Annotated in this window: 18 protein-coding genes and 2 pseudogenes; 12 read left to right on the top strand and 8 right to left on the bottom strand. The window is 43.6% G+C overall.

Features of this window, described 5'->3' with window-relative positions:
- A partial coding sequence (locus U5O15_06680) for an aminotransferase class V-fold PLP-dependent enzyme (GenBank protein ID MDZ7860337.1) occupies positions 1-295 on the bottom strand: 295 nt, incomplete at its 3' end.
- A 265-nt stretch (positions 296-560) separates the two neighbouring features.
- Here U5O15_06680 and U5O15_06675 point away from each other — a divergent pair.
- From U5O15_06675 to U5O15_06655, 5 genes are all read left to right on the top strand, one after another.
- Positions 561-755, top strand: coding sequence for a DUF6485 family protein (locus tag U5O15_06675; GenBank protein ID MDZ7860336.1), 195 nt, complete (start codon positions 561-563; stop codon positions 753-755).
- A gap of 8 nt (positions 756-763) precedes the next feature.
- The gene (locus tag U5O15_06670) at positions 764-1,051 is read left to right on the top strand and encodes an acylphosphatase (GenBank protein MDZ7860335.1); all 288 of its coding nucleotides are present in this window, start codon (positions 764-766) and stop codon (positions 1,049-1,051) included.
- Positions 1,052-1,068: 17 nt separating this feature from the next.
- On the top strand, positions 1,069-1,512 hold the full coding sequence (locus U5O15_06665) for a hypothetical protein (GenBank protein ID MDZ7860334.1): 444 nt from the start codon (positions 1,069-1,071) through the stop codon (positions 1,510-1,512).
- Positions 1,512-1,811, top strand: coding sequence for a hypothetical protein (locus U5O15_06660; protein ID MDZ7860333.1), 300 nt, complete (start codon positions 1,512-1,514; stop codon positions 1,809-1,811). The genes U5O15_06665 and U5O15_06660 overlap by 1 nt, the downstream gene beginning before the upstream one ends.
- 118 nt (positions 1,812-1,929) lie before the next feature.
- Positions 1,930-3,396 (top strand): Do family serine endopeptidase, encoded by a 1,467-nt coding sequence (locus U5O15_06655; GenBank protein ID MDZ7860332.1) that lies wholly within the window; start codon positions 1,930-1,932, stop codon positions 3,394-3,396.
- Between the two features lie 82 nt (positions 3,397-3,478).
- Here U5O15_06655 and U5O15_06650 read toward each other — a convergent pair.
- Positions 3,479-4,794, bottom strand: a pseudogene (locus U5O15_06650) (inositol-3-phosphate synthase).
- A gap of 163 nt (positions 4,795-4,957) precedes the next feature.
- Between U5O15_06650 and U5O15_06645 the strand changes: the two are divergent.
- Both U5O15_06645 and U5O15_06640 read left to right on the top strand, forming a co-directional pair.
- Positions 4,958-5,368 (top strand): LysR family transcriptional regulator, encoded by a 411-nt coding sequence (locus U5O15_06645; protein ID MDZ7860331.1) that lies wholly within the window; start codon positions 4,958-4,960, stop codon positions 5,366-5,368.
- A complete protein-coding gene (locus U5O15_06640) occupies positions 5,355-5,831 on the top strand; it encodes a substrate-binding domain-containing protein (GenBank protein ID MDZ7860330.1) in 477 nt (158 codons plus the stop codon). Before U5O15_06645 ends, U5O15_06640 begins: the two co-directional genes overlap by 14 nt.
- A gap of 85 nt (positions 5,832-5,916) precedes the next feature.
- Here U5O15_06640 and U5O15_06635 read toward each other — a convergent pair whose 3' ends face one another.
- From U5O15_06635 to U5O15_06620, 4 genes are all read right to left on the bottom strand, one after another.
- Positions 5,917-7,053, bottom strand: a complete 1,137-nt coding sequence (locus U5O15_06635) for a hypothetical protein (GenBank protein ID MDZ7860329.1) — start codon at positions 7,051-7,053, stop codon at positions 5,917-5,919.
- Between the two features lie 393 nt (positions 7,054-7,446).
- Entirely contained in the window at positions 7,447-8,442 is a 996-nt protein-coding gene (locus U5O15_06630; protein MDZ7860328.1) for a class 1 fructose-bisphosphatase, read from the bottom strand.
- Between the two features lie 186 nt (positions 8,443-8,628).
- Positions 8,629-10,638, bottom strand: coding sequence for an IGHMBP2 family helicase (locus tag U5O15_06625; protein MDZ7860327.1), 2,010 nt, complete (start codon positions 10,636-10,638; stop codon positions 8,629-8,631).
- Between the two features lie 63 nt (positions 10,639-10,701).
- Positions 10,702-11,619, bottom strand: a complete 918-nt coding sequence (locus tag U5O15_06620) for a prolyl oligopeptidase family serine peptidase (GenBank protein MDZ7860326.1) — start codon at positions 11,617-11,619, stop codon at positions 10,702-10,704.
- 279 nt (positions 11,620-11,898) lie between these two features.
- On the opposite strand from U5O15_06620, the gene U5O15_06615 reads away from it, so the two are divergent.
- A complete protein-coding gene (locus U5O15_06615) occupies positions 11,899-12,738 on the top strand; it encodes a hypothetical protein (GenBank protein ID MDZ7860325.1) in 840 nt (279 codons plus the stop codon).
- Between the two features lie 424 nt (positions 12,739-13,162).
- Here U5O15_06615 and U5O15_06610 read toward each other — a convergent pair whose 3' ends face one another.
- Both U5O15_06610 and U5O15_06605 read right to left on the bottom strand, forming a co-directional pair.
- Positions 13,163-13,309 carry a hypothetical protein gene (locus U5O15_06610; GenBank protein MDZ7860324.1) on the bottom strand — a complete coding sequence of 49 codons (147 nt, stop codon included), beginning with the start codon at positions 13,307-13,309 and terminating at the stop codon, positions 13,163-13,165.
- A gap of 278 nt (positions 13,310-13,587) precedes the next feature.
- On the bottom strand, positions 13,588-13,824 hold the full coding sequence (locus U5O15_06605) for a transposase (GenBank protein ID MDZ7860323.1): 237 nt from the start codon (positions 13,822-13,824) through the stop codon (positions 13,588-13,590).
- Between the two features lie 25 nt (positions 13,825-13,849).
- Between U5O15_06605 and U5O15_06600 the strand changes: the two are divergent.
- The 4 genes and pseudogenes from U5O15_06600 (at position 13,850) to U5O15_06585 (ending at position 20,194) form a co-directional block, all read left to right on the top strand.
- Positions 13,850-14,281 (top strand): annotated as a pseudogene (locus U5O15_06600) (tyrosine-type recombinase/integrase).
- A gap of 209 nt (positions 14,282-14,490) precedes the next feature.
- The gene (locus U5O15_06595; GenBank protein ID MDZ7860322.1) at positions 14,491-17,703 is read left to right on the top strand and encodes a hypothetical protein; all 3,213 of its coding nucleotides are present in this window, start codon (positions 14,491-14,493) and stop codon (positions 17,701-17,703) included.
- A gap of 310 nt (positions 17,704-18,013) precedes the next feature.
- Positions 18,014-18,928 carry a hypothetical protein gene (locus U5O15_06590; GenBank protein MDZ7860321.1) on the top strand — a complete coding sequence of 305 codons (915 nt, stop codon included), beginning with the start codon at positions 18,014-18,016 and terminating at the stop codon, positions 18,926-18,928.
- A gap of 111 nt (positions 18,929-19,039) precedes the next feature.
- Positions 19,040-20,194 (top strand): Fic family protein, encoded by a 1,155-nt coding sequence (locus tag U5O15_06585; GenBank protein MDZ7860320.1) that lies wholly within the window; start codon positions 19,040-19,042, stop codon positions 20,192-20,194.
- The last annotated feature ends 212 nt before the right edge of the window (positions 20,195-20,406 follow it).

Raw genomic sequence — 20,406 nt, 5'->3', positions numbered from 1 at the left:
CGGTTCTATCGAATCCCTTGATATTGCATTTCTTCAGCTGGCAGGTCAGCAGGGAGAGAACAGAGTTGTTCGCCTCTGAACCGCTGCCTACGAATATGATTTCATCGCCGGAAGCACCTATGAAAGAAGCTATCGTCTCTCTTGCCTCTTCGATAACTCTTCGGGCTTCTCTTCCGTAGGAATGCAGACTGGAAGGGTTGCCGAAGAGATCCAGATTTTCTGTTATTGCTTTCTTAACTTCCGGATGCAGAGGAGTTGTAGCGTTATGATCAAGGTATATCTTTTTGTTTCCCATTTTCACCTCGAATGAATATTAGACAGTATTAAACGCGTTCAATTGTAAATCTATTAATATAAAGGGATATTATCAATTCTTTTCTCCTTTTTAAACTTTTTCAGAATGTATACTTTTAGTTAGAGTGGGAGCTGATTTTGCCGAAGTGAGAAGTGAGAAAGGATGTAATTATTTCTGGTATTTAAACCTTTTATTGTTAAAATACAGTTGTGAGACAGATATAATTGCTTACGGCTTAAGAGAGAGAAGGGACAATAAGATGGTTATCGACTGTGAAAAGTTTGACGAAAATCTTGAAAATTGCAACTGTTCATATCAGGGGTGTCCTCGAAAAGGCAACTGCTGCCAGTGCCTTCAGCATCATCTTAAGAAAAGGGAACTCCCCGGTTGTGTTTTTCCCGATGAGATAGAAAGAACATGGGACAGGTCATTTGAACGTTTTATTGAGATCTACAGTTAGAAGAAGAATTGCAAGAGGAGGGAAGAATCAGAATTCATATTAAAGTAAAAGGGGTTGTTCAGGGTGTCGGGTTCAGGTTTTTTACAAAACGTCTCGCCAGTGACCTCGGCCTCGAGGGTTTTGTTCGAAATCTCGCTGACGGAAGTGTTGAAGCCGAGGTGGAGGGCGACAGAGACAGGACTGAGAAATTTATAAAGGAATTGGGTAAAGGGCCTCCCGCATCGAATGTGGCGCATGTAGAGACCGAATCTCTGCCTGACGGCGGGGACTACAGAGGATTTGAAATCAGGTTTTAATTCTTCAGGGCGAAGTGATGAAAGTTAACGCGCATTTTATTGATGTAACCGATTTTAAGCTGACTGACGGTACTGTCAGCAGTGATTGGTTCCGCAGTTCGCTTGACGCTCTGGGTATTTCTGAAAATGTCAAACTCTCGATCTATGACGCCACAGCCGGCAATCTGCCTGAACCCGAAAAGGTATCCACAGGTGGGAATTGTGTTATAATCTCCGGAAGTTCCGGCGCGGTTTTTGAAGATAAACCTTGGATTTCCCCTCTACTTGATTTTATTCGTTCAGCCTACGGGGCCGGCAGCTGGATTCTGGGTATTTGTTTTGGACATCACGCTCTAGCAACGGCGCTTGGCGGAGAGGTAGTAATAAATCCCAAGGGGAGGGAGATGGGGAGTTTCCCAGTTTATCTCACACCTGAGGGAGAAAAAAGTGAACTTTTTCGGGGATTAAATCCGGCCAGTTGATGAATCTTATACATAGAACACATGTCGCGAGGATTCCACCCGGCGCGTTGAAGTTGGCCTTTAACAGGATGACTCCCGTACAGGCTTTTTCGCTGGGAAAAGCCTTCGGCATTCAGCCTCATCCGGAAATCAATGCTGATCAGCTGAGGCAGTTAGCCGTTATGTACAAGAACAACCTGATAAAACGAAACAGATTTTCTGAGGAGAAGGATCAGTACGAAGATTTCATCTCATCTATCAGAGAAACACCTAAGGCGCGCCTTATACTGCGCAATTTTATGGATATGGTTGGCAGGTAGTTATAAAATAATACCTCAGGACGTTTTATTTACAGCTACTCTCATAAAAGAAAATGGAACTTTAAACGGCTGTCTGATTATAAGAGGTTAGAACTGATTTTAAAAAAGGAGGAAATAAATGAAGGAAAACAGAAGCTCTAAGAAATGGTTTCTAATTATCTCGGCGGCACTGGTAATCAGTTTGGGCATAGTTCTTCAAAGCGGAATTATCAGCGGCTTCCGGGTTTCGGACTGTGATACGGAGGGGTTGTCCGCAAACGCATACGCGGCTGCGGCAGAGGATGAGAGTTTGCCTGATATTATAGAGCGCGTTGCCCCCGCTGTAGTTAATATATCTTCAAAAAGGGTTGTTAAAACTAAACCTTCACCCTATATGTCAGATCCTTTCTTCAGGCAGTTTTTTGAGAGATTCTTCAGAGGAGGAAATATCCCGAGCGAGAGAGTTCAGAGAAGTCTTGGTTCGGGTGTTATCGTTGACAACGGCGGGTATATACTTACAAGCAATCATCTGGTGAATGAGGCTGATGAAATAGAAGTGATCCTGACTGATAAAAGGGAATTCGACGCTGAAATTATCGGAACGGATCCTAAGAGTGATATAGCTGTAATAAAGATCGAAGGGGATGATCTGCCGGCAGTAAAAATAGGAAAGTCGGATGATCTGAGGCTCGGACAGACAGTTATCGCGATCGGCTACCCCTTCGGAGTGGGGCAGACCGTTACGAAAGGAATCATAAGCGCGCTGGGCAGATCTCTCAAGCTGGTAGACTACGAGGATTTTATTCAGACGGACGCGGCGATAAATCCCGGTAACTCAGGGGGCGCCCTGATCAACACCAGAGGGGAACTCGTCGGCATTAATACGGCAATAGTAACAAGAAGCGGGGGAAGTCAGGGGATCGGGTTCGCGATTCCGCTCGATCTGGCAACTTCCATTATGAAGAGCATAATAGAAAACGGATATGTTGTCAGAGGGTATATCGGTGTTTATCCACAGGATGTTACACCAGAGATGGCCAGAGTATTTGGACTTGAAGATGCAGGGGGGGCGTTAATCGCTCAGGTTGAAAAGGATACTCCCGCTGACAGAGCCGGCCTCGAAAGGGGAGATATAATAATTTCATTCGGGGGCAAAAAGGTAAAAGACAGTAAAGATCTTCATAGTATGGCAGCGGCTGCTGTTCCCGGAACAGAACTGAAAATCGGAATCTTAAGGGATAAGAAGAGGAAAAAGATAGATATCGAAATAGGGGAGCGCCCGGACGGTGATACCAGAGGAAAGCGTGATGAAAAAGGAAAATCCCATTTATTTATAGGAGCGAGGGTTAAGACTTTAGATGATTATTACAGGAGAAGTCTTGATATCCCTGATGATATAAAAGGAGTTGTTATAATCGACATCGAACCTGAAAGTCCGGCAGTTGAGGCGGGCCTTAAGAAGGGTGATGTTATAGTAGAGATAAACAGGAAAGAGATTGAGAATAGATCCGATTTCAGGGATCTTCTCGAAGAGATGGAAAAGAATACCGTAATCTTGGCAATTTACAGAAATGGACATTATTTCTATGTTGAGATAGAGTCCTGACCTTTGATCATTTTTAAGGGGGAACGGTCCAGCGGATACCGTTCCCCCAATGCTGAGAATCAAACAAATAGTTCAAACTTGACTAATCGTAATATTCCTGACCCAGATGTGTGATCATATCTTCACCCTTAATGTATCTGAGGGTGTTCTTAAGTTTCATAAGCTGTATGAATAAGTCGTGCTCCGGGTAGAGCCCCGGCGCGAACATCGGGCTTTTAAAGTAGAAAGACAGCCATTCCTGTATTCCTCTGAAACCTATCCTTTTTGAAAGGTCGAGGAAAAGCGCCAGGTCGAGAACAATCGGCGCGGCAAGGATACTGTCTCTGCACAGGAAGTCTATCTTGATCTGCATTGGCAGAGCCGAGCCGACATGGAGAGATCTATATTATCCCATCCCTCTTTGTTGTCTCCCCGCGGGGGATAGTAATTGATCCTTACCTTGTGGTAAAAATCTTTGTAGAGTTCAGGGTAGACATCCGGCTGAAGTATGTGCTCCAGAACCGAGAGTTTGCTTTTCTCTTTTGTCTTGAACGATTCCGGGTCGTCTAGGACTTCGCCGTCGCGGTTGCCGAGGATATTGGTTGAGAACCAGCCGCTGAGGCCTATCAAACGGGCTTTAAGCCCTGGCGACAGTATTGTTTTCATTAGTGTTTGTCCGGTCTTAAAATCTTTCCCGGCAACGGGGACTTCGTTCTTCATTGCAAGTTCGCTGAGGGCCGGTATATCTATTGTCAGATTGGGAGCTCCGTTCGCGAAGGGGATTCCCAGAGATAGTGCCGCGTAGGCGTAAACCATACTTGGTGCAATATCAGGGTCGTTTTCCTTAAGCCCCTTCTCAAAAGATTTCAGGTCTTTATGTACTTTGGACGGCTCCATGAAGATTTCAGTGCTTGCGCACCAGATCATAACCAGCCGGTCGCAGTTGTTTTCTTCCTTGAATTTAAGTATGTCCTCTTTGAGCTGTTCAGCGAGCTCGTACCAGTTTTTTCCCTTCTTGACCCAGCTGCCGCTAAGTTTCTTTACGTAATTCTGATCGAACACAGCTTTCATCGGCTGTATCTTTTCCAGGAAGGGTTTAACTCTGTCCAGCATTTCTTTGTCCAGTACGCCTGCATTAAGAGCTGCCTTGTAACAATTCTCTTCAAAAATATCCCAGCCGCCGAACACTATATCGTCCAACTCGGCCAGAGGAATAAAATCTTTAATAGCCGGTACTCTGTTCTCGGTTCTTTTTCCAAGGCGTATGGTTCCCATCTGGGTTAATGAACCGACAGGTTCGGCGATATCTTGTCTTATCGCCTGTACGCCCGCGATGAATGTTGTGGCAACAGCTCCCATCCCCGGCGTCAACACACCAAGTTTTCCCTTTGGTTTTGTTGGTTTGCGCTTAATTTCCATTTTTCCTCCTTTATCTCCCAACTGGAAAGACAGGTTGAATTGATAAAGCCTGAATAAGTTATTTATATTTTACCATCAAATTCAAAATATAGATTAGCACCATTGACATAATAAATACAATTTATTATTATAATAACGACTATTAACTTAATTTATACTAAAAATGGAACTAAGGCCCCTCAAATATCTGTTGTCACTATCTGAAAATGGCAGTTTTACCGCTGCCGCAAAGGCGAATTTTGTTACTCAGCCGGCGATAAGTATTCAACTGAGAAAGCTGGAAGAAGAGCTCGGGATAAAATTGTATGAGATCAGGAAAAAGAGGATCGTATTTACTGAAGCCGGCAAGGTGGTTTTAGATTATTCGGAAAAGATTTATGAGATGGAAGGTCAGATGCTTGAGCACATAAATGATCTCCGGGGGCTTAAGAAGGGGCGGCTCTCGCTGGGTACGATAGACGCCGCCAGCATTTATATTCTTCCAAAGGTCTTTTCAAGATTCAGAAAGCTCTACCCGGGGATAGTAGGGGGAACTGGATATCGTTTGCGGAACACTTCCCTTGAGTTTATCTGATGAATACGACATATATCCTGTCTTTACTGAACCTATAGTTTTTATAGCTCCCGTGGGTCATCCTCTTGCAGGCCGCTCTGATTTGTCCTGCGGTAAATTGGTCCGCTATCCATTTATCCTGTTCCATAAAGAATCTGTAACACGGGGGATTATTGAGAATGCCCTGCTTGAAAAAGGTGTCTCGGCGAAAGTCTCGATGGCTATAGACAGCCAGGAAGCGATTAAACACCTCGTTGCCTCCGGGCTGGGGATATCCGCACTGCCGCTCAAGACTGTTGAACAAGATATCAAGAGAGGAAATCTTAAAACTTTCAGTGTTAAAGGGATCAGTCTGTATAGAGAGATTGGCCTCCTGCTGCCCGTCGGCAGATATCTTCCGGTAACTCTCAGGGCCTTTCTCGAGGTTGTAAGAGAGCAGCTGGATGTAAATCTTCCGGACAAGTATTGTTTGAGTGAAAAATAAACGTTTTCTATCTGCTCTAAAAAAAGGGGAGCGGTGGTAAGCTCCCGCGCCCCCTTTATAATTTAGAATTTCTATACTTTGCGGGTTATAGCTTGTCAGGACAGTTCTTTATCCATCTTCCGTGGAAGAACCCGTTTCCTTCCGTTCCTGTAACCCAGTCTCCTTTGAGGCTTCCCTTAGGAGTGAGGTTTCTGTTAAACCATCTTCCTTTAAATATTCCGCGCGGAGGAGAATATGCGAATGTATCTACCGGGAAGGCTTCGTAATATCCTTTAAGTAAACCTTTGAAGCGTCCGTTGAAATCTATATATTTGCCGAAGAAAACGGACTCTCCAGCGCTGTTTTGTCCGTATACTCCTTTCAAGTGGCCACCTATTCTGCCGTTGTGTCCTAACCAGACGCCTCTGAAATAACCAAGAAGAATCTTGTCTGTTTCGCCTGAGCTTGTTGAATCCGATGGTATTGTATCATGCTCTATACTTTTCCATTTTCCAAGGAGGTATCCACTCGGGCATCCAGGATATACAATATGACTGTTCAGCGCGATGCCGTTGCCGCATCTGTCCACGGGCTTGATGAGTTCAAGGGCTTCAAGCTCTTTCAACGTGAAAGATTTTGTATATGGCCCCGTGCTTATAGTAAGCGCCGGCTCGGCGATTTCTGTGCTGTCTGTCTTTACTGAATCAGGGTTTATAAAAGCCGGGGGAGCTATCAGCTTGACCTGAATCCCGTCAACATGCGGGCAGGTGTTTGAAACCCATTCGATCCTTGATCTGTCTTTTCTTGTTATATAGTCTCCGGGCTCGAAGGCTATAAGTTTTTCGATTACCACAATACCTCTGTTGAAGGTCAAACTTCCGGACCAGTCGAGGCCGCAGCAGTCAGCAGAAGAACTGTCCTGATAACTTCTAGGAAGCTTTCCCCAGATAGCTCGAAGGCGGAATCTTTTTACTCCCAGTCGGTTTCTGTATCTTTCCATCACTGGGTCGTTATTGATTTCATCGTCATATACTTTTTCATCTTCAGAATAGGTATACAGATCGGCTTCTCCGAAAGCTGGCTTTTCATCCGATAAAGAAAAGCCCCCGGTGGGTGAATCAAGATCAATAACTGTTTCTTCCTGCTCCGTACCAGCGGGACCGGCCGTATAATCACTGCCGCTGTCGCAGCCGGCTCCGAAGATAAAGACCGCCAGCAGTAATGAAAAAAGCGCTCTTTTCATTTTTACCCCTTCCATTTACTTGAGAATGCTCAAAGCAAATTTAATAAATTTAGCAAATTTAGTCAAGTTCCGGCTACATACAATTTAGCTTACTAAATCTGTGTTGCGAGATAGATGCCGAATTCGATATTTATATATATTTACTCATATCCCGTTGTCTTTACTTTGGTTACGATATTTCTATCGCCATTTGTGTATATATTTTGGTTAGAGCGTTGTACCAGGGGGTACATTTTCTGAAGTTCAGTGTTCTTATAGGTTCAGTATAATCGGTTTTCTTATTTCTTCATAATAGTCAGATATCACCCGGAGAGATAAGCTTAAAAGATAGTTTGCCCCGGCGGGGAAATTGCCCCAAAACCAATTTCTTTAAACCTTTGCTTTAAGCAGTTTCTATCCGTTATTTATAAGCTGTTTCCTTATGCTTTCTACGAGCGGAGTGGAGCCCACGTAGAGAGCGGTACGCTGGTGTGGATATTTGGGAGTTATATCCAGAATATCGTTCCCTTCTTCATCTATGGCTATTCCTCCGGCTTCTCTTGCGATAAAAGCGGTAACGGCTGCTTCGTAAAGAAGACGCAGTTTGCCGTTGGGGCGATTCATCTCTGGTTTAGGATGGTTTACTATAGCGGGATACATGAACATACCGCCGTTGGAAAGAAGGCGGTGGAAGTCTCCCGCCAGCGCTCCGAGGTAGCGAAATGAGTGTTTAGATTCATGTTTTTCGATCCAGCTCTGAACATTCTTTGAGAAGGCTTTAGTGTTGGAGGCGTTGAAGGAGAGTTCCCATCTCTTAGGGTCGTCCGGTATTATCAGACGCTCCGAGTTTTCAGGTATTACGTATGTCATTGTTTCATCCTGGTGAAAACGGAAAACGCCGGTATTGGCAAGGGCGATTGTAAACACACCGGTAGGTATAAGGAAAATACCTGCCGCTCGAAATTCAGATCCCTTACGCAGGTGTAAATCTTCGGGGCCGCTTAAGTTCCTTTTGGCGACGGCGAACATGAAGCCAACCGGAAGGTTGTGCCTGATGTTGCTCGATCCGTCCAGCGGATCGAAGTATATGAAGTAACGGCCTCCGTCTTCATTCAGTTTGACTGGTTCAGCTTCTTCTTCGGTGACCGCGCAGATTACCTGGTTTGAGCGGCGCAAATAGTGAAGTACGATGGCGTTGGCTATATCGTCCATCTCCATAACGTTTTCTCCCTGAACGTTGGTGATCCCCGCTTCGCCCATAATGTTCTTAAGAGAGCCTGTCTTATATAAGTACTGTATGTACTTGGCGGCAGTTTGGATTGCCTCTAGGAGAACGAGGAAATTGTAGCTCCGCTTGTGACGTTCCTGGTGGTGTAGCATAAAGTCTATGAATGTCTGTTTTAATTTCATCACTGGCTCCTATCGGCGTTTCCTGATCGAAAGTGTGAGCATTTTCCCTGATTGTATATGTTACATTCTAACCCGGCAGGACTTCCGGTTTCAATCTGATTCTTATTTTAATTCTGAGTTTTTCCGGTCTGCTCTGCTGAGCTGAATTAATAGATCTTTCCCTTTTATTCTTGCCCTACGTTTCCTTTATTCAGCAGGGTAGTATCCGTTTTTCCCTTTGATGTAATCGATTAGTCTTCTGTAACTTTCATGAGTGGATAAGGTGGGGGAATGTCCGATTACAATGAGCTTCTTCTTTGCCCTTGTCAGGGAAACATTCAGTCTCCTTAAGTCTTTAAGAAATCCTATATTACCGTCTTTGTTGGTCCTTACAAGTGAAAGGATTATGACTTCCTTTTCTCTTCCCTGAAATCCGTCGACTGTGTTTATCTCGGTTCTCTCATCGCTTATCAGGCTTCGTATGAATTCTGTCTGAGCCTTGTAGGGAGCGATTAACCCTATATCATAATGGTCGATACCTGTATCCGCGGCCGTCTTTATTATATCCACGGCCAGCTTGGCTTCGAACCTGTTGAAAAAAGATTTTGAGTCTTTGCTAGTTTCTTCTCTGCTTTCTTTACCCGTAGTATCAATAAATACGACAGGTCTGCCGGGGTCAAAAACAAACCTTTGAAATTCGCTCCGGGGAGCAGTTGCTCCGAGGTCCCTTAGTGTCCATTTCTTTACCGACTGGTGGGCGGTCAGTTTTCCCGAATAGAATTCGTTAGAAGAAAAGCCCATTATATCCTGATTCATCCTGTATTGAACCTTAAGCATCTCTCTGATCCTGTCTCCGTGTATCTCGAGCAGTCTCTCGAAAAGTGATTTCCCGAGGCCTTGTCTCCTGGCATCTTCGCTTAAGATAGTAGGCGGCAGCTGCTTATGATCACCGGCAAGTACAGCCCGGTCGGCTTTTACAAGTGGAATGAGCGCCTCCGGTTCAGTCGACTGTGTGGCTTCATCCAGTACGAGCAGGTCGAAGTGTCTCCCGCTTAAAACATCCGACCCCGCGGTTGAATTGGTAGCGCAGACAACATCAGCTCCGTTTAATATCCCGCTTACGGCTTTCTGCTCGAGTTTGTCGATCTCTGTAAACAGATTGTCAATATCATCCTGGATATCGAGCCATTTCGCCATATCCTTTATCTTGCCGGCGGGGACACCGCGGTTACGAGCCCCTCGGTCCGCGAGCTGTCTTATTTTTGTATTACTCATCCCGCGCCGCCATCTTCCGCCCGGGTGTGTGTATTTATTCTGTTTATCTTTAAGCGACATTGCCTTTTCCCTGAGGATGACGGATTTCCTGTAGAGCGGATCTTCTTCCAGGATAAGATCGAGAGAGTGTTTTCTGAGAACCGGATTTACCCGGGCGGGATGACCAATCCGCACCGCGTTTACTTCGTGTTCTATAAGTCTCTCTAATATATTATCAACTGCAACATTAGAACCCGCCGCGGCTAATACAGTCTCTCCGCCCGCGATAACAGCCTGCCTGATAACCTCGATGCAGGTTACGGTCTTGCCCGTGCCCGGAGGGCCGTGAATAAGAAAGAAATCGGCGCAGGATAACGCCTTTTCAGAAGCCTCTATCTGAGCTCTGTTTAATTCCCGGTTGAATGGTTTTATCTTCTTTTTCTTCAAAGGGGACAGTTCTGTTTCACCGATCAGTTTAGAGCGAATTTCTGACAACTTGCCCCTGCCGCCGGCAAGCGTATCAAGGGCTTCTATCATTCTCTGGAAAGTTATATCATTAACGTAGAGGTCCATCCTGAGCCCCTTTTTATACAGATAGTTCGGCGGCGGGTTGTCAAAGACCGCTGTTATGGAATATTTGCTCTTTTCAATAACTGTTGCTGAGAGATTGTTCTTTGAAAGTGGATTTCCTCTGCTTAACAGAGCGAGGTCGCCTATATTTATCTCGTGCGGCGGCAGCATTTCTCCCTGCCTCTGCCGGACGAATTTTATCAGATATTTTCCCCCTAGACCCGTTCGGTGATTCTTCCCCCGGAGGTTCAGTAAGGCTCTCCCCTTTTCTTCACGTTCTCTGCCCGAGAGATTTCTGATTTCACTTTCATGCCGCCTCATCTCCTCTTCTCTTTCCTTCTCGACGATGAATTTGAATTTTTCAAAATATCTTTCGCTTTTTATACCCTTCAAATTACTCCTTTCAATATAGAAAAAAACGCAGACACCATAATTAAGGGGTTTTTGCCTGCTCTTTTATTTTTGTAACCACCCCAGCACCTCCCTGACCACCTTCTCGTTAAACTCCTCAGATTTTACATCCATGTGTCCGCAGTCGATCCAGGCAACTGTCTTCGGCTCCCCGGCGGCATCGTGCAGCTTCATGGCGAGCTCGGCGGGTATCCGCGGGTCTGCTTTTCCGTTTAGTATCAAAAGGGGCCGGGGGGATATGCCGGCAACATACTTCAGCGGCTCAACCGGAGAGACGAGAACAGAGGCTATAGAGGAACCCAGGCAGGGCAGGGGAAAGGGCAGGTCTATTTCGTTCTTTATCAGTTCTTTAAGATCTCCCGCGCCGAATAGAATCGCCGCGGCGTCTATCCTAGGGTCTGAAGCCATAACGGCAGGAACGAAGAAAGCCCCGAGACTTCCGCCTATCAGAGTGATCATCTCAGGGTCCACGTCATCTCTTGAGAGAAGATAATCTACTCCCAGCATTACAGCGGGAGGCGTCTCCAGTACGGCTTTGCGAATATCTGAAAGGGCCAGCATAAACTCGATTGCGGAAAGATCTTCCTTTTTCCCTTCATACGGGTAATCGATCGCCATTATAATCATCCCGGGGGTTCCTTGCATATAATCCACAATATCTTTGCCTGTTCTTAGTCCCCCCAGTATTATCAAAGCGGCAAGAGGATTATTTCTTCTTTCCGGCACTTTGATCCTTGCCGAGAAAGGTATGCCGGTGCTGCTTAGAGCTCCGACTGACTTCGAGGTATACCCGTTTTTTCTCACTTTCCCCAGTTCTTCGATTTCCCCCAGCTCTCCCCGCATAGCGGAAAAATTATCACGGAAATCGCGGGTTTCAAGCCATATCCCGGTAAGAATTATCCCGGATACAAGTACGAAGGTTATAATGCAGAGTATTATTATTGTCCGCCTGCGGCGCGTCATAGCTCCCCCTTACAGAAGAAGATACTACTCTGTTTTTTTGTGCCGGGAAAGTCTTTTCTGCGTGAGATTGCGGGTAGGTTAACGCGCGCGCCGAGTAGAGAGAGTTTGTTTATAAAAATCCCGGGGTAGTTGAAATTGTTATTCAGACAAACCTCACTTCCCCTTAGAAAAATGGGGAAACTCCAAAATTCACATTTATGTTGACATGAACCATAGAAAAAAAATAAAATAATCAGGAGTTCTTGGAAGATTGAACCTTAGATAAGGGAAGGGGTTGTTATGCTTAAAAATCGGTTAGTTTTTTTGGTTTTAGTAGTAATGGCGGCGCTGTTTATCGTCGGCTGCGGCGATGATGATGAAGTCGCGGGGCCGACATCTGGGCCGGCTACATTTACAAATGGTGAGATTTACACTTATTCCGGGAATGGTTTGTATTTTGGCGTTTACATGCATGTTCAAGGCGGAGGGTATCCGGATATTGACTCCATTAAGGTTGACACGGCTCTGGTCGATGTGGATGAAAGCTATTGGTGGTCTTATGCTGACCCGTACTGGTACGCATATTACTACGAAGGTAAAGATCCTTCGGATTACGAGTCAGGCGACAGTGTGCGCGTTTCGATGTATGGAAGCGGGCTCAGCAGTTCATGTAATATCAAGATACTGGATTATGATGATGACGAACCTGAAATAATAACGCCGGCAAGCGGAACAACAGTGGATACATCGGCGACGGTTAAAGTTGTCTGGAATAAGGTTGAGAATGCTGAATATTACGCTATTAGAACAGAACTATACACAGGGTCGTGGGAATATAATAACACATACACCAGAGATACCACCTATACGGTACCGGCGGAATTCACCGGCGAGAACGTAGACTACTTTTATGTTTACGTTTTATCGACGTGCGGCCCCGACCCGGCTAATTACAATGGCAACTGGACGGGGGAATTAACTAATGGTTATCTCTACAGCCATTCGGGTTATGACTATACAAGAGTATACGTAGATCCAACCGTAACCGCAAAGGTCAAATCGGTCGGTAAAGAGGATGATGCTGCCCCTAATGTGACTCCCCGGGAAATCATTCAGGGATTGTATGGGCTGAATCGATAGTTAGCTGTGAATTGCAGCCGGTCGATTGTAACTGACTGCAGATATATGAGATCGATACTAAACGGCTGTCACATGCATTGTGACAGCCGTTTTCTACGCTGGGGCATGTTTTTTAAGGGGATACGGAAAAAATTATTCATAATATGAGAGGTTTAATTTGGCCGTGCTCCGGGTTCTTAAAGCAGAATTTGCTGTAGTTTGGGGGGGATAAGGCCGAATCAGAATATATTTAGCCTGATTCCTCTCAGGAAATAACACGTTTTACACTGAACTGCACGGTTTCAGCAGAGCGGCGAACTGCAGAGCTGGGATGGAGGATGATAACGGGGAGGAGGTTGATCGCAATAATTCCAGCCAAAGCGTCCGCAGGATCTTATCAATTACCGCCGGATCGGTGATAAATGAAATAATCCTCATTTTCCCCTCAGCATTTTTTGCAGAGAAGGGGGTCCTTTTTCCAGACTTTAGCTATCAGCTTAGCCCAGCGCAACTGTCTTGACTTGCTGTATTCACTCTCACCTGATCTCGAGAAGCCTTTTGCCGGCGGTGTCAGCTCTTCTTTACTTCCCAACACCCTGCGCCTGCCGAAGGCGTTCGAGTATGGGCCGTAGTATAAGACAATCCTCTCATGGGGATCCGGGATTTGCGGCCGAAAGCCTGGCGATAAAATAAAGTACATCCAGGACGATCTCATCACTGCCAGCGGTATTACGCTTTTTAATCCTCACCTTCTGTGCTTCTCTGTGATAGATTAGTCGTGAGATTACTACGGGGCTCCTCATCATATATCTGGCAACCCGGGTGAGTGCCTCTTTGTCACCTGCCTGGATCGCTTCTGAGATATGAACATTAAACCCCGAATGGCTTTGGCGAGAGGATCATTTCCATACGTTCCCTGCTCAGGAGTTCCCGCTCTCTCAGGAAGCGGAAGACCTCTATCTGGAAAAGTTCACGAAGCACGCTATGGTTGCAGGAGGGCAGGGGGCGCCAGGCTCTCTCTTCATCCCAGCCGCCTGCTGCGGGCAGGGTGTGGAGATGAGGATGAAATCTTACCCCTTCTCCATGGGTGTGTTTTACCACAACCATAGCAGGGGTTATTGCTTTTCTAGATATTCAAAGACATCTGGAGCAAGTGCGCCGTATCCACCAGCGTGATATTGCTGAGGGATACGGGCGAGTAGCCATGCCTTATGCTCTTGGAAAAAAGTACGCTAATGCGGCAACTGAGTGGAAATGGCAGTTTGTATTTCCCCAGGAGCATAGATGGACAGATCCACGCACCGGTGAACAGGGGCGCCATCATAAGCACGAATCCCTCATCCAGAAGGAAGTACGTGAAGCATCGCTAAAATCAGGGATAAATAAGCATGCTACCTGCCACACCCTGCGTCATTCATTTGCCACACACCTGCTAGAGTCCGGGTATGACATCCGGACGGTTCAGGAATTATTAGGACACAAAGATGTTAGAACGACGATGATCTACACCCATGTATTGAATCGAGGGGGCAAGGGTGTCCGTAGTCCTGTGGATACACTGTAGCAGAGGCATAAAAGGAGACAAGGTATTATCGATAAACTTCATATCACCTTTAATTGAAAAGGAATAATATTGTAAGTTTTGGCTGAATAGACTGTTACGGTGGGAATAAGGAAATAACTCCGAGGTATATATAGACAGTTTGGAAGATAAAAGTTTATTATGAAGAAACAATATATATAGTAGTTATGTGTGGAAAATCGAGGTAATAAGTGAAACTATCTGAATTCTATAAAATGAGGAGACCTGAGTATTTTTCAGACTCTAAAATTATTGATGAAGCCGTATTACCCAGAGAAGTTTTAGCATACGAATTAAGTAAAATATCAACAAATCAGAAACAAGATGAGTTTGAGACATTATGTAGAAGGCTCGCAGAAAAATTCATAACTCCTAATTTGGTTCCGCAGGTTGGTCCGACGGGTGGTGGTGATGGCAAAACAGATTCTGAAACTTATCCCGTTTCACCACTAATTTCTGACAGATGGTTTGTACCAGAAAATGGATGGAATAAAGATGAAAAATGGGGTTTTGCAATCAGTGCTAAAAAAGCATGGAAAGGAAAAGCTAAAGGAGACATAAAAAAAATAGTTGAAACTAAACGAGACTATACTCGTGTATATTTTATGACTAATCAATTGGTTTCAAGTAAAAAGAAAAAAGATGCCCAAGATGAGTTTGGAAAAAAATTTGATATTGAAGTCGTTATAATTGATGGGGAGTGGATTTTAGAACATATTTACAATAACGACATTACTGATGTTGCTGTCGATTCTTTAAATCTTTCAAATACCTACAAAAGCAAAGAAAAACAACTCGGAGCAAACGATTCCTTTAGATTGGAAGAACTTGAAAAACTTGAACAGAATATAACAAACCCAGATAGATATTTTGAGTATGACTTTCAATTAGTAGAAGATGCACTTGAAACGGCAATATTATCAAGAATGCTGGAAAAGCCGCGAGATGAGGTTGAAGGAAAGTTTGACAGAGCTTTTCGTTTTTGTAAGAAGGTTAACAATCCCAAGCAATGGATAAGGATATACTATCAAAGAGCTTGGACATATTTGAATTGGTATGATGACTACCCTCTTTTTGTCGAAGACTTCAAAAGTCTAAAAAAATATGTATCGAAAAATCCCGATATCTCTAATGTTGAACTATATTTCAATCTTTTTAACCTATTAAATGCTCTATCTTTGAATGCAATTTGTACTCTGACCGATTATGAAATTAATATTGAATACGAGAGGGTCGAAATAATAAATATCTTATCAGAATTTGAAAATTATGATCAAAAACCAAATTCCGCATTAACGGCTAAAACTTATAAAACATTACTGGAATTAACACATTGCATTCATAAAAGAGAAAATCCTACCGATTATTTCAGAACACTCTCAGATATTCTACTGCAAAGTAGATCATTTATAGATTATCCTTTCGAAAGTACTAAGCAAATCATTGAAGAATTTGGTGGCATTTTCCCAGACGATACAGAATATGATAAGTTGATCGACAATCTGGCAGAGCTATCAGAAAAGAGATATTCTGAATTAGCATCCGGTGAGATATTTGTTAGGAGAGGCGTTCAAAAATTAAATGCAAAGTACTACAAGGAAAGTATTGTCTATTTTGGCAAAGCAGTAATGAAGCTTGCAAAAGAAGAATCAAAAGATGGAATGTGTCTTGTTTTGCTCGGATTAGGTATGGCTTACAGAGAATTAGGGTTAATCTGGGCCTCGAATAATTGCTACATCTCTGTCTGCGCTCTTTCATTTAGATCTATATCTGAAAGTGGAAATCTAAACAAGAGAATCTATCAAAGCCTCGAAGAAATTATTAAGAATGAACTTTTCATAGGGAGATTACCTTCATTATTCACTTGGTATGAAACACTTTCTATATTGAATCGTGCAAGAAATATCGAGAGTGAAAATAAAGAGGATATTCCTTTTGATGCATTGATTGATGGTTGTCTTTCAACAAGAATTCTACACACAGACACGGCACATATAGAAGAGCTTCAGTATCTGCCAGATTTATTGGAAAAATTAGAGTTGTATTCATCGTATAATACAGTTTTGTATAAATTAGGTCATATAGATAAAATAATAGATGATTATGATGATATAAATAATGAGCAAGACTTGGATCGATTTTTTAAAATAATTGCAAATCAACCATTTGTTGAGCAAATGTTACACCAAACTATTTTTATGTCAGAAGATGAACTTCATTTGTCTTCAAACATTCTTGGGTGCAATTTTCTGATCAAATTTTCAAAAGATATAGAAATATTATTAGCGGCTGAAACATTACTTGCTTTCTTAGAAGGTTTCTTTGCTACTTCAATGAACGAACTTATGTCATATACCGAGAATGTCACTATCAATCTTAGAAGCGTTAAAGAAATTAATGGCCTAGAATATGAGTATAATGAATTGGATGATGAATATAATATATCTGTAAACAGTTTTAATATTAAAATGGAGAATAGAAGTCTTATTTGGGATTCAATTTTGAAAATAATCACTGATATTCTTGTAAAACATTTTATAGCAAAAGACATTGAACATTTTGTATCAAATTTATTTAAAAAGGAAGAAATCCACGAACGTTTATCTTTAATTATTGAGCATAGAAATTTTATCATAAATTTATTGGGAGAGGCGCCCAAATTATTATTTTATGAGTGGAAAAAATATGTAAAACCAAAGGAATATATCTTTAAACGGAAAGTTCCTATTTCCTACAATTACGATATTAAAAAGGTGGAAAAAGACTTTCATAAAAAGGATATTGATAAGGCCAGGCATGACGAAATAAAGATACATTCCGTTATTGATGTGCCTTTGTGGGATAAAGCCAAATGGAATGGATTTGGATTTTTGTTGCGTCCACAGGAAGGGTTAGGAATAATTCTAACTTACGAAAATGCTGATGCAGGTCGAAAAATATTTGACAAATGGATTAATAAGTTCGGCAGAGAAGATAAATTAGATTTGATTAGAATTACAATAATTAAAGGAGTTGATGAGAGTAACCCCTATTGGTATCGAGTTCATATAAGTGCAAACATAGAAACCAATAATTTACTTCAATCAAACCAGAATTTTTTTGCTGTAGCATCAAGAATTCATGAAATGAATCCAAATAGCCCTGAAAACTTGAATAATTTGATAGGGCTTTTTAATACTATGAAGAAATATAAGCTGTATCCTGCAAAACTTTCTCATAGTGGCAATGAAATCAAACCGTTCTTCGACAGTAGTATACTAAAGACAACTTTGATAATAAAAGAGGCTTGGGAAATTGGCGAAAATGATTTAGATAGAGTTGTTATTAAAGGAAATGATAGACTTATAATACCTAAAGGTAATTCAGAGGCCCCAATATTAAAAATTTTGAATAAATCTGAATAGTAATAAAACACATAACAAATCACTGCACTGGATTTTTACTCCGCTGCGCTACATAAAAACCAGTGAGTTCAATCGTTGGGGCGGACGCTTCGCGAGTTAGGAATTTATGAATGATGAATATCTAAATGAGATTTTGATAGCTGGAGGCGCTCAGCGCCGCGCCATCGGGCTGCGGATTTCCATCCGCATTCTGTCCGTCGCTGCGCGCCGGCCATCATGCGCATGCAGCGGTCGGTAGGCCTTGCGAGCAAGCTCGCCGCCTCTCCCGCCGCTGATCCGCAGCCCGTTCGGTGCATGAGGAGACAACACAGTGATGGTCGTTCCCAATGAGCCAACCGATGAACTCGTGCGTGAAATGTACGCACGCTTTGGCCTCGCCTACTACCACAGCGAAGTCCTCCATCGCGGCTTGAGCATCATTCTCGCAATGTCCGATCTCCCGCGTAGAGATCTGATCACGCGACCTCGCGTCGAAGAATGCCTCGCCCATGCATTTTCCCTGACACTTGGCGAAGTAATCACCGCATTGGCGGGCAAACTTCCAGAGGAGTTTTTCCCCAGATTGGAGGAGGTGCGAGAGCAGAGGAACTTCCTATCTCACCACTTCTGGTTCGACCGAGCACACCTCATGTTCCGTGCGGATCAGATTGAGGGCCTCATTACCGAACTCGACGGCTACACACAGATGTTCAACCATCTGGACGAGGACACGTCCGCATGGTTCCAAGCACGCCACGCTGAACTTGGGCTTACCGACGAGATCCTTCAAGAGAGCCTCGCCCGTGTCCTATCGGATCAAGACGAAGCCCCCCTTCCGGGGAAGGATACTGCCAAGGAGATCGAGAAGAAGCTGAAGGGAAAACAATGCCTCGTTCGAGTCTGGGAGTTTGAACTGCCACAGGGAAGGAAACCACTCGTGTTCGAGATGCAGGATGGAACCCTCTGGCAGCTTTGCGATATCGGTCTCGGTTGGACACGCTTTCAGCGAACCGAATCTCATTGGGTGGAACATCCTGCCATCCAGCCCTATCTCCCGGCAGACATCTTGCCAAGGCCAAAGGATGTCAAGCCGTGGGAGTATGAGTTCAAACTGAAGCGCGGTGCTGTCCTGTGGGTCAAACCGGGACGACGCCCGCAGACATTTCAATGGGGCATCAGAACGAAGAACGGAGGAACCGAACAATCTCCTGCAGACGACGAGCTAAAGCCCGCGCCTGAGGAGTAACGTTAAACCAATTTTGGAGAAATATATAGGTATTGACAAAATAGCCCCCTTGTTATACTATAACGGCAATAAGTATAATAGATCGCTTGTTAACCGAAGTAGAGTATAATAATGAACCGAGATGATTTTACTAAAGAGCAACGTAAGCATTTAGTTAAAACGCAGAAAGATTATTTTGCATATTCCCCACCACCTTTGGAGCCCCAAATCTCAACACGAATGGATCTTGTTAATAAATTATCCGAAGCAGATCGCTCTCTGAGCGAATTGGCTGGAATCGGCAGGACACTTCCGAATCCGCATCTTTTAATTGGACCATTTTTGAGGCGAGAGGCGGTACTTTCAAGCAGAATCGAAGGCACACAAGCATCATTATCTGATTTGCTATTTTTCGAAGCTGCCAGTTTAAAGGAAAAAGAACAGCCTGATGTTAGAGAGGTAGCAAATTATGTGGGTGCGCTAGAATATGGATTAAAGCGTCTTGAAGAGATTCCTGTATCAATAAGGTTGATTAAAGAGTTGCATGAAAGACTGATGCGTGGTGTGAGAGGGAGGAATAAGACCCCAGGGCAATTTCGACGGTCGCAGAACTGGATAGGACCACCAGGATGTACTTTAGTGGAAGCCAGTTATGTTCCGCCTCCTGTAGCGGAGATGAAAAGAGCTCTTGATCTATTTGAAAAATATCTTCATGAACAGTCGATTCTTCCCCCTCTGGTTAGATTGTCGGTTATCCATTATCAATTTGAAGCCATCCATCCTTTCCTGGACGGCAATGGCAGGATAGGGCGCCTACTGATAACATTGTTATTATATTCAGAAGGTTTGTTGTCCCAGCCTTTGTTGTATTTGAGCGCTTTCTTTGAGAAACACCGTCGTGAATATTACCAATATCTTCTTGATGTGAGCCGTAAAGGAGATTGGAACCAGTGGATCGGCTTCTTTCTTGAAGCAACAGCTGACCAATCAAAGGATGCAATCATGAGGTCTGACCAACTTCTTGCTCTCTGGAGAAGTTACAGGGCTCGAGTCCAGGAAGCTAGAGCATCTGCATTGTTGCTTGATTTAGTTGATCAGTTATTTATGTACCCTGTTTTAACTAATAAAGTCACTTCTGAAAGGTTGTCCATTACACCTCGTTCTACACAAAATAATATTGAGAAACTTGTTTCTGCAGGGATACTCAAAGAGGTTACTGGTAGAAAAAGAAACCGGGTATACGTAGCTCAAGAAATAATGTCGATCATCGAAAGGGAAGATATTTAAGAATAGTTTGGGACCTTGAAGAATGGTCTAACTATCGTATCTGGACTCCTCTGGCAAGGGGTGCGGCAGGCAGGTTGCGTTGGAAAAATTTAAAAAAACAAACAATAGGATTATTGCTCTGTATTAAATACTTGGGGAAGGCCAGGTGATAAAAAACAGGAAATTCCAGACAAACCTCATTTCCCCTTAGAAAAATGGGGAAACTCCAACTA

The organism is Candidatus Krumholzibacteriota bacterium, assembly GCA_034520215.1.
In the GTDB taxonomy this organism is placed as follows: domain Bacteria; phylum Krumholzibacteriota; class Krumholzibacteriia; order Krumholzibacteriales; family WJIX01; genus JAGHBT01.
This window is presented reverse-complemented; position numbering and strand designations above follow the sequence as displayed.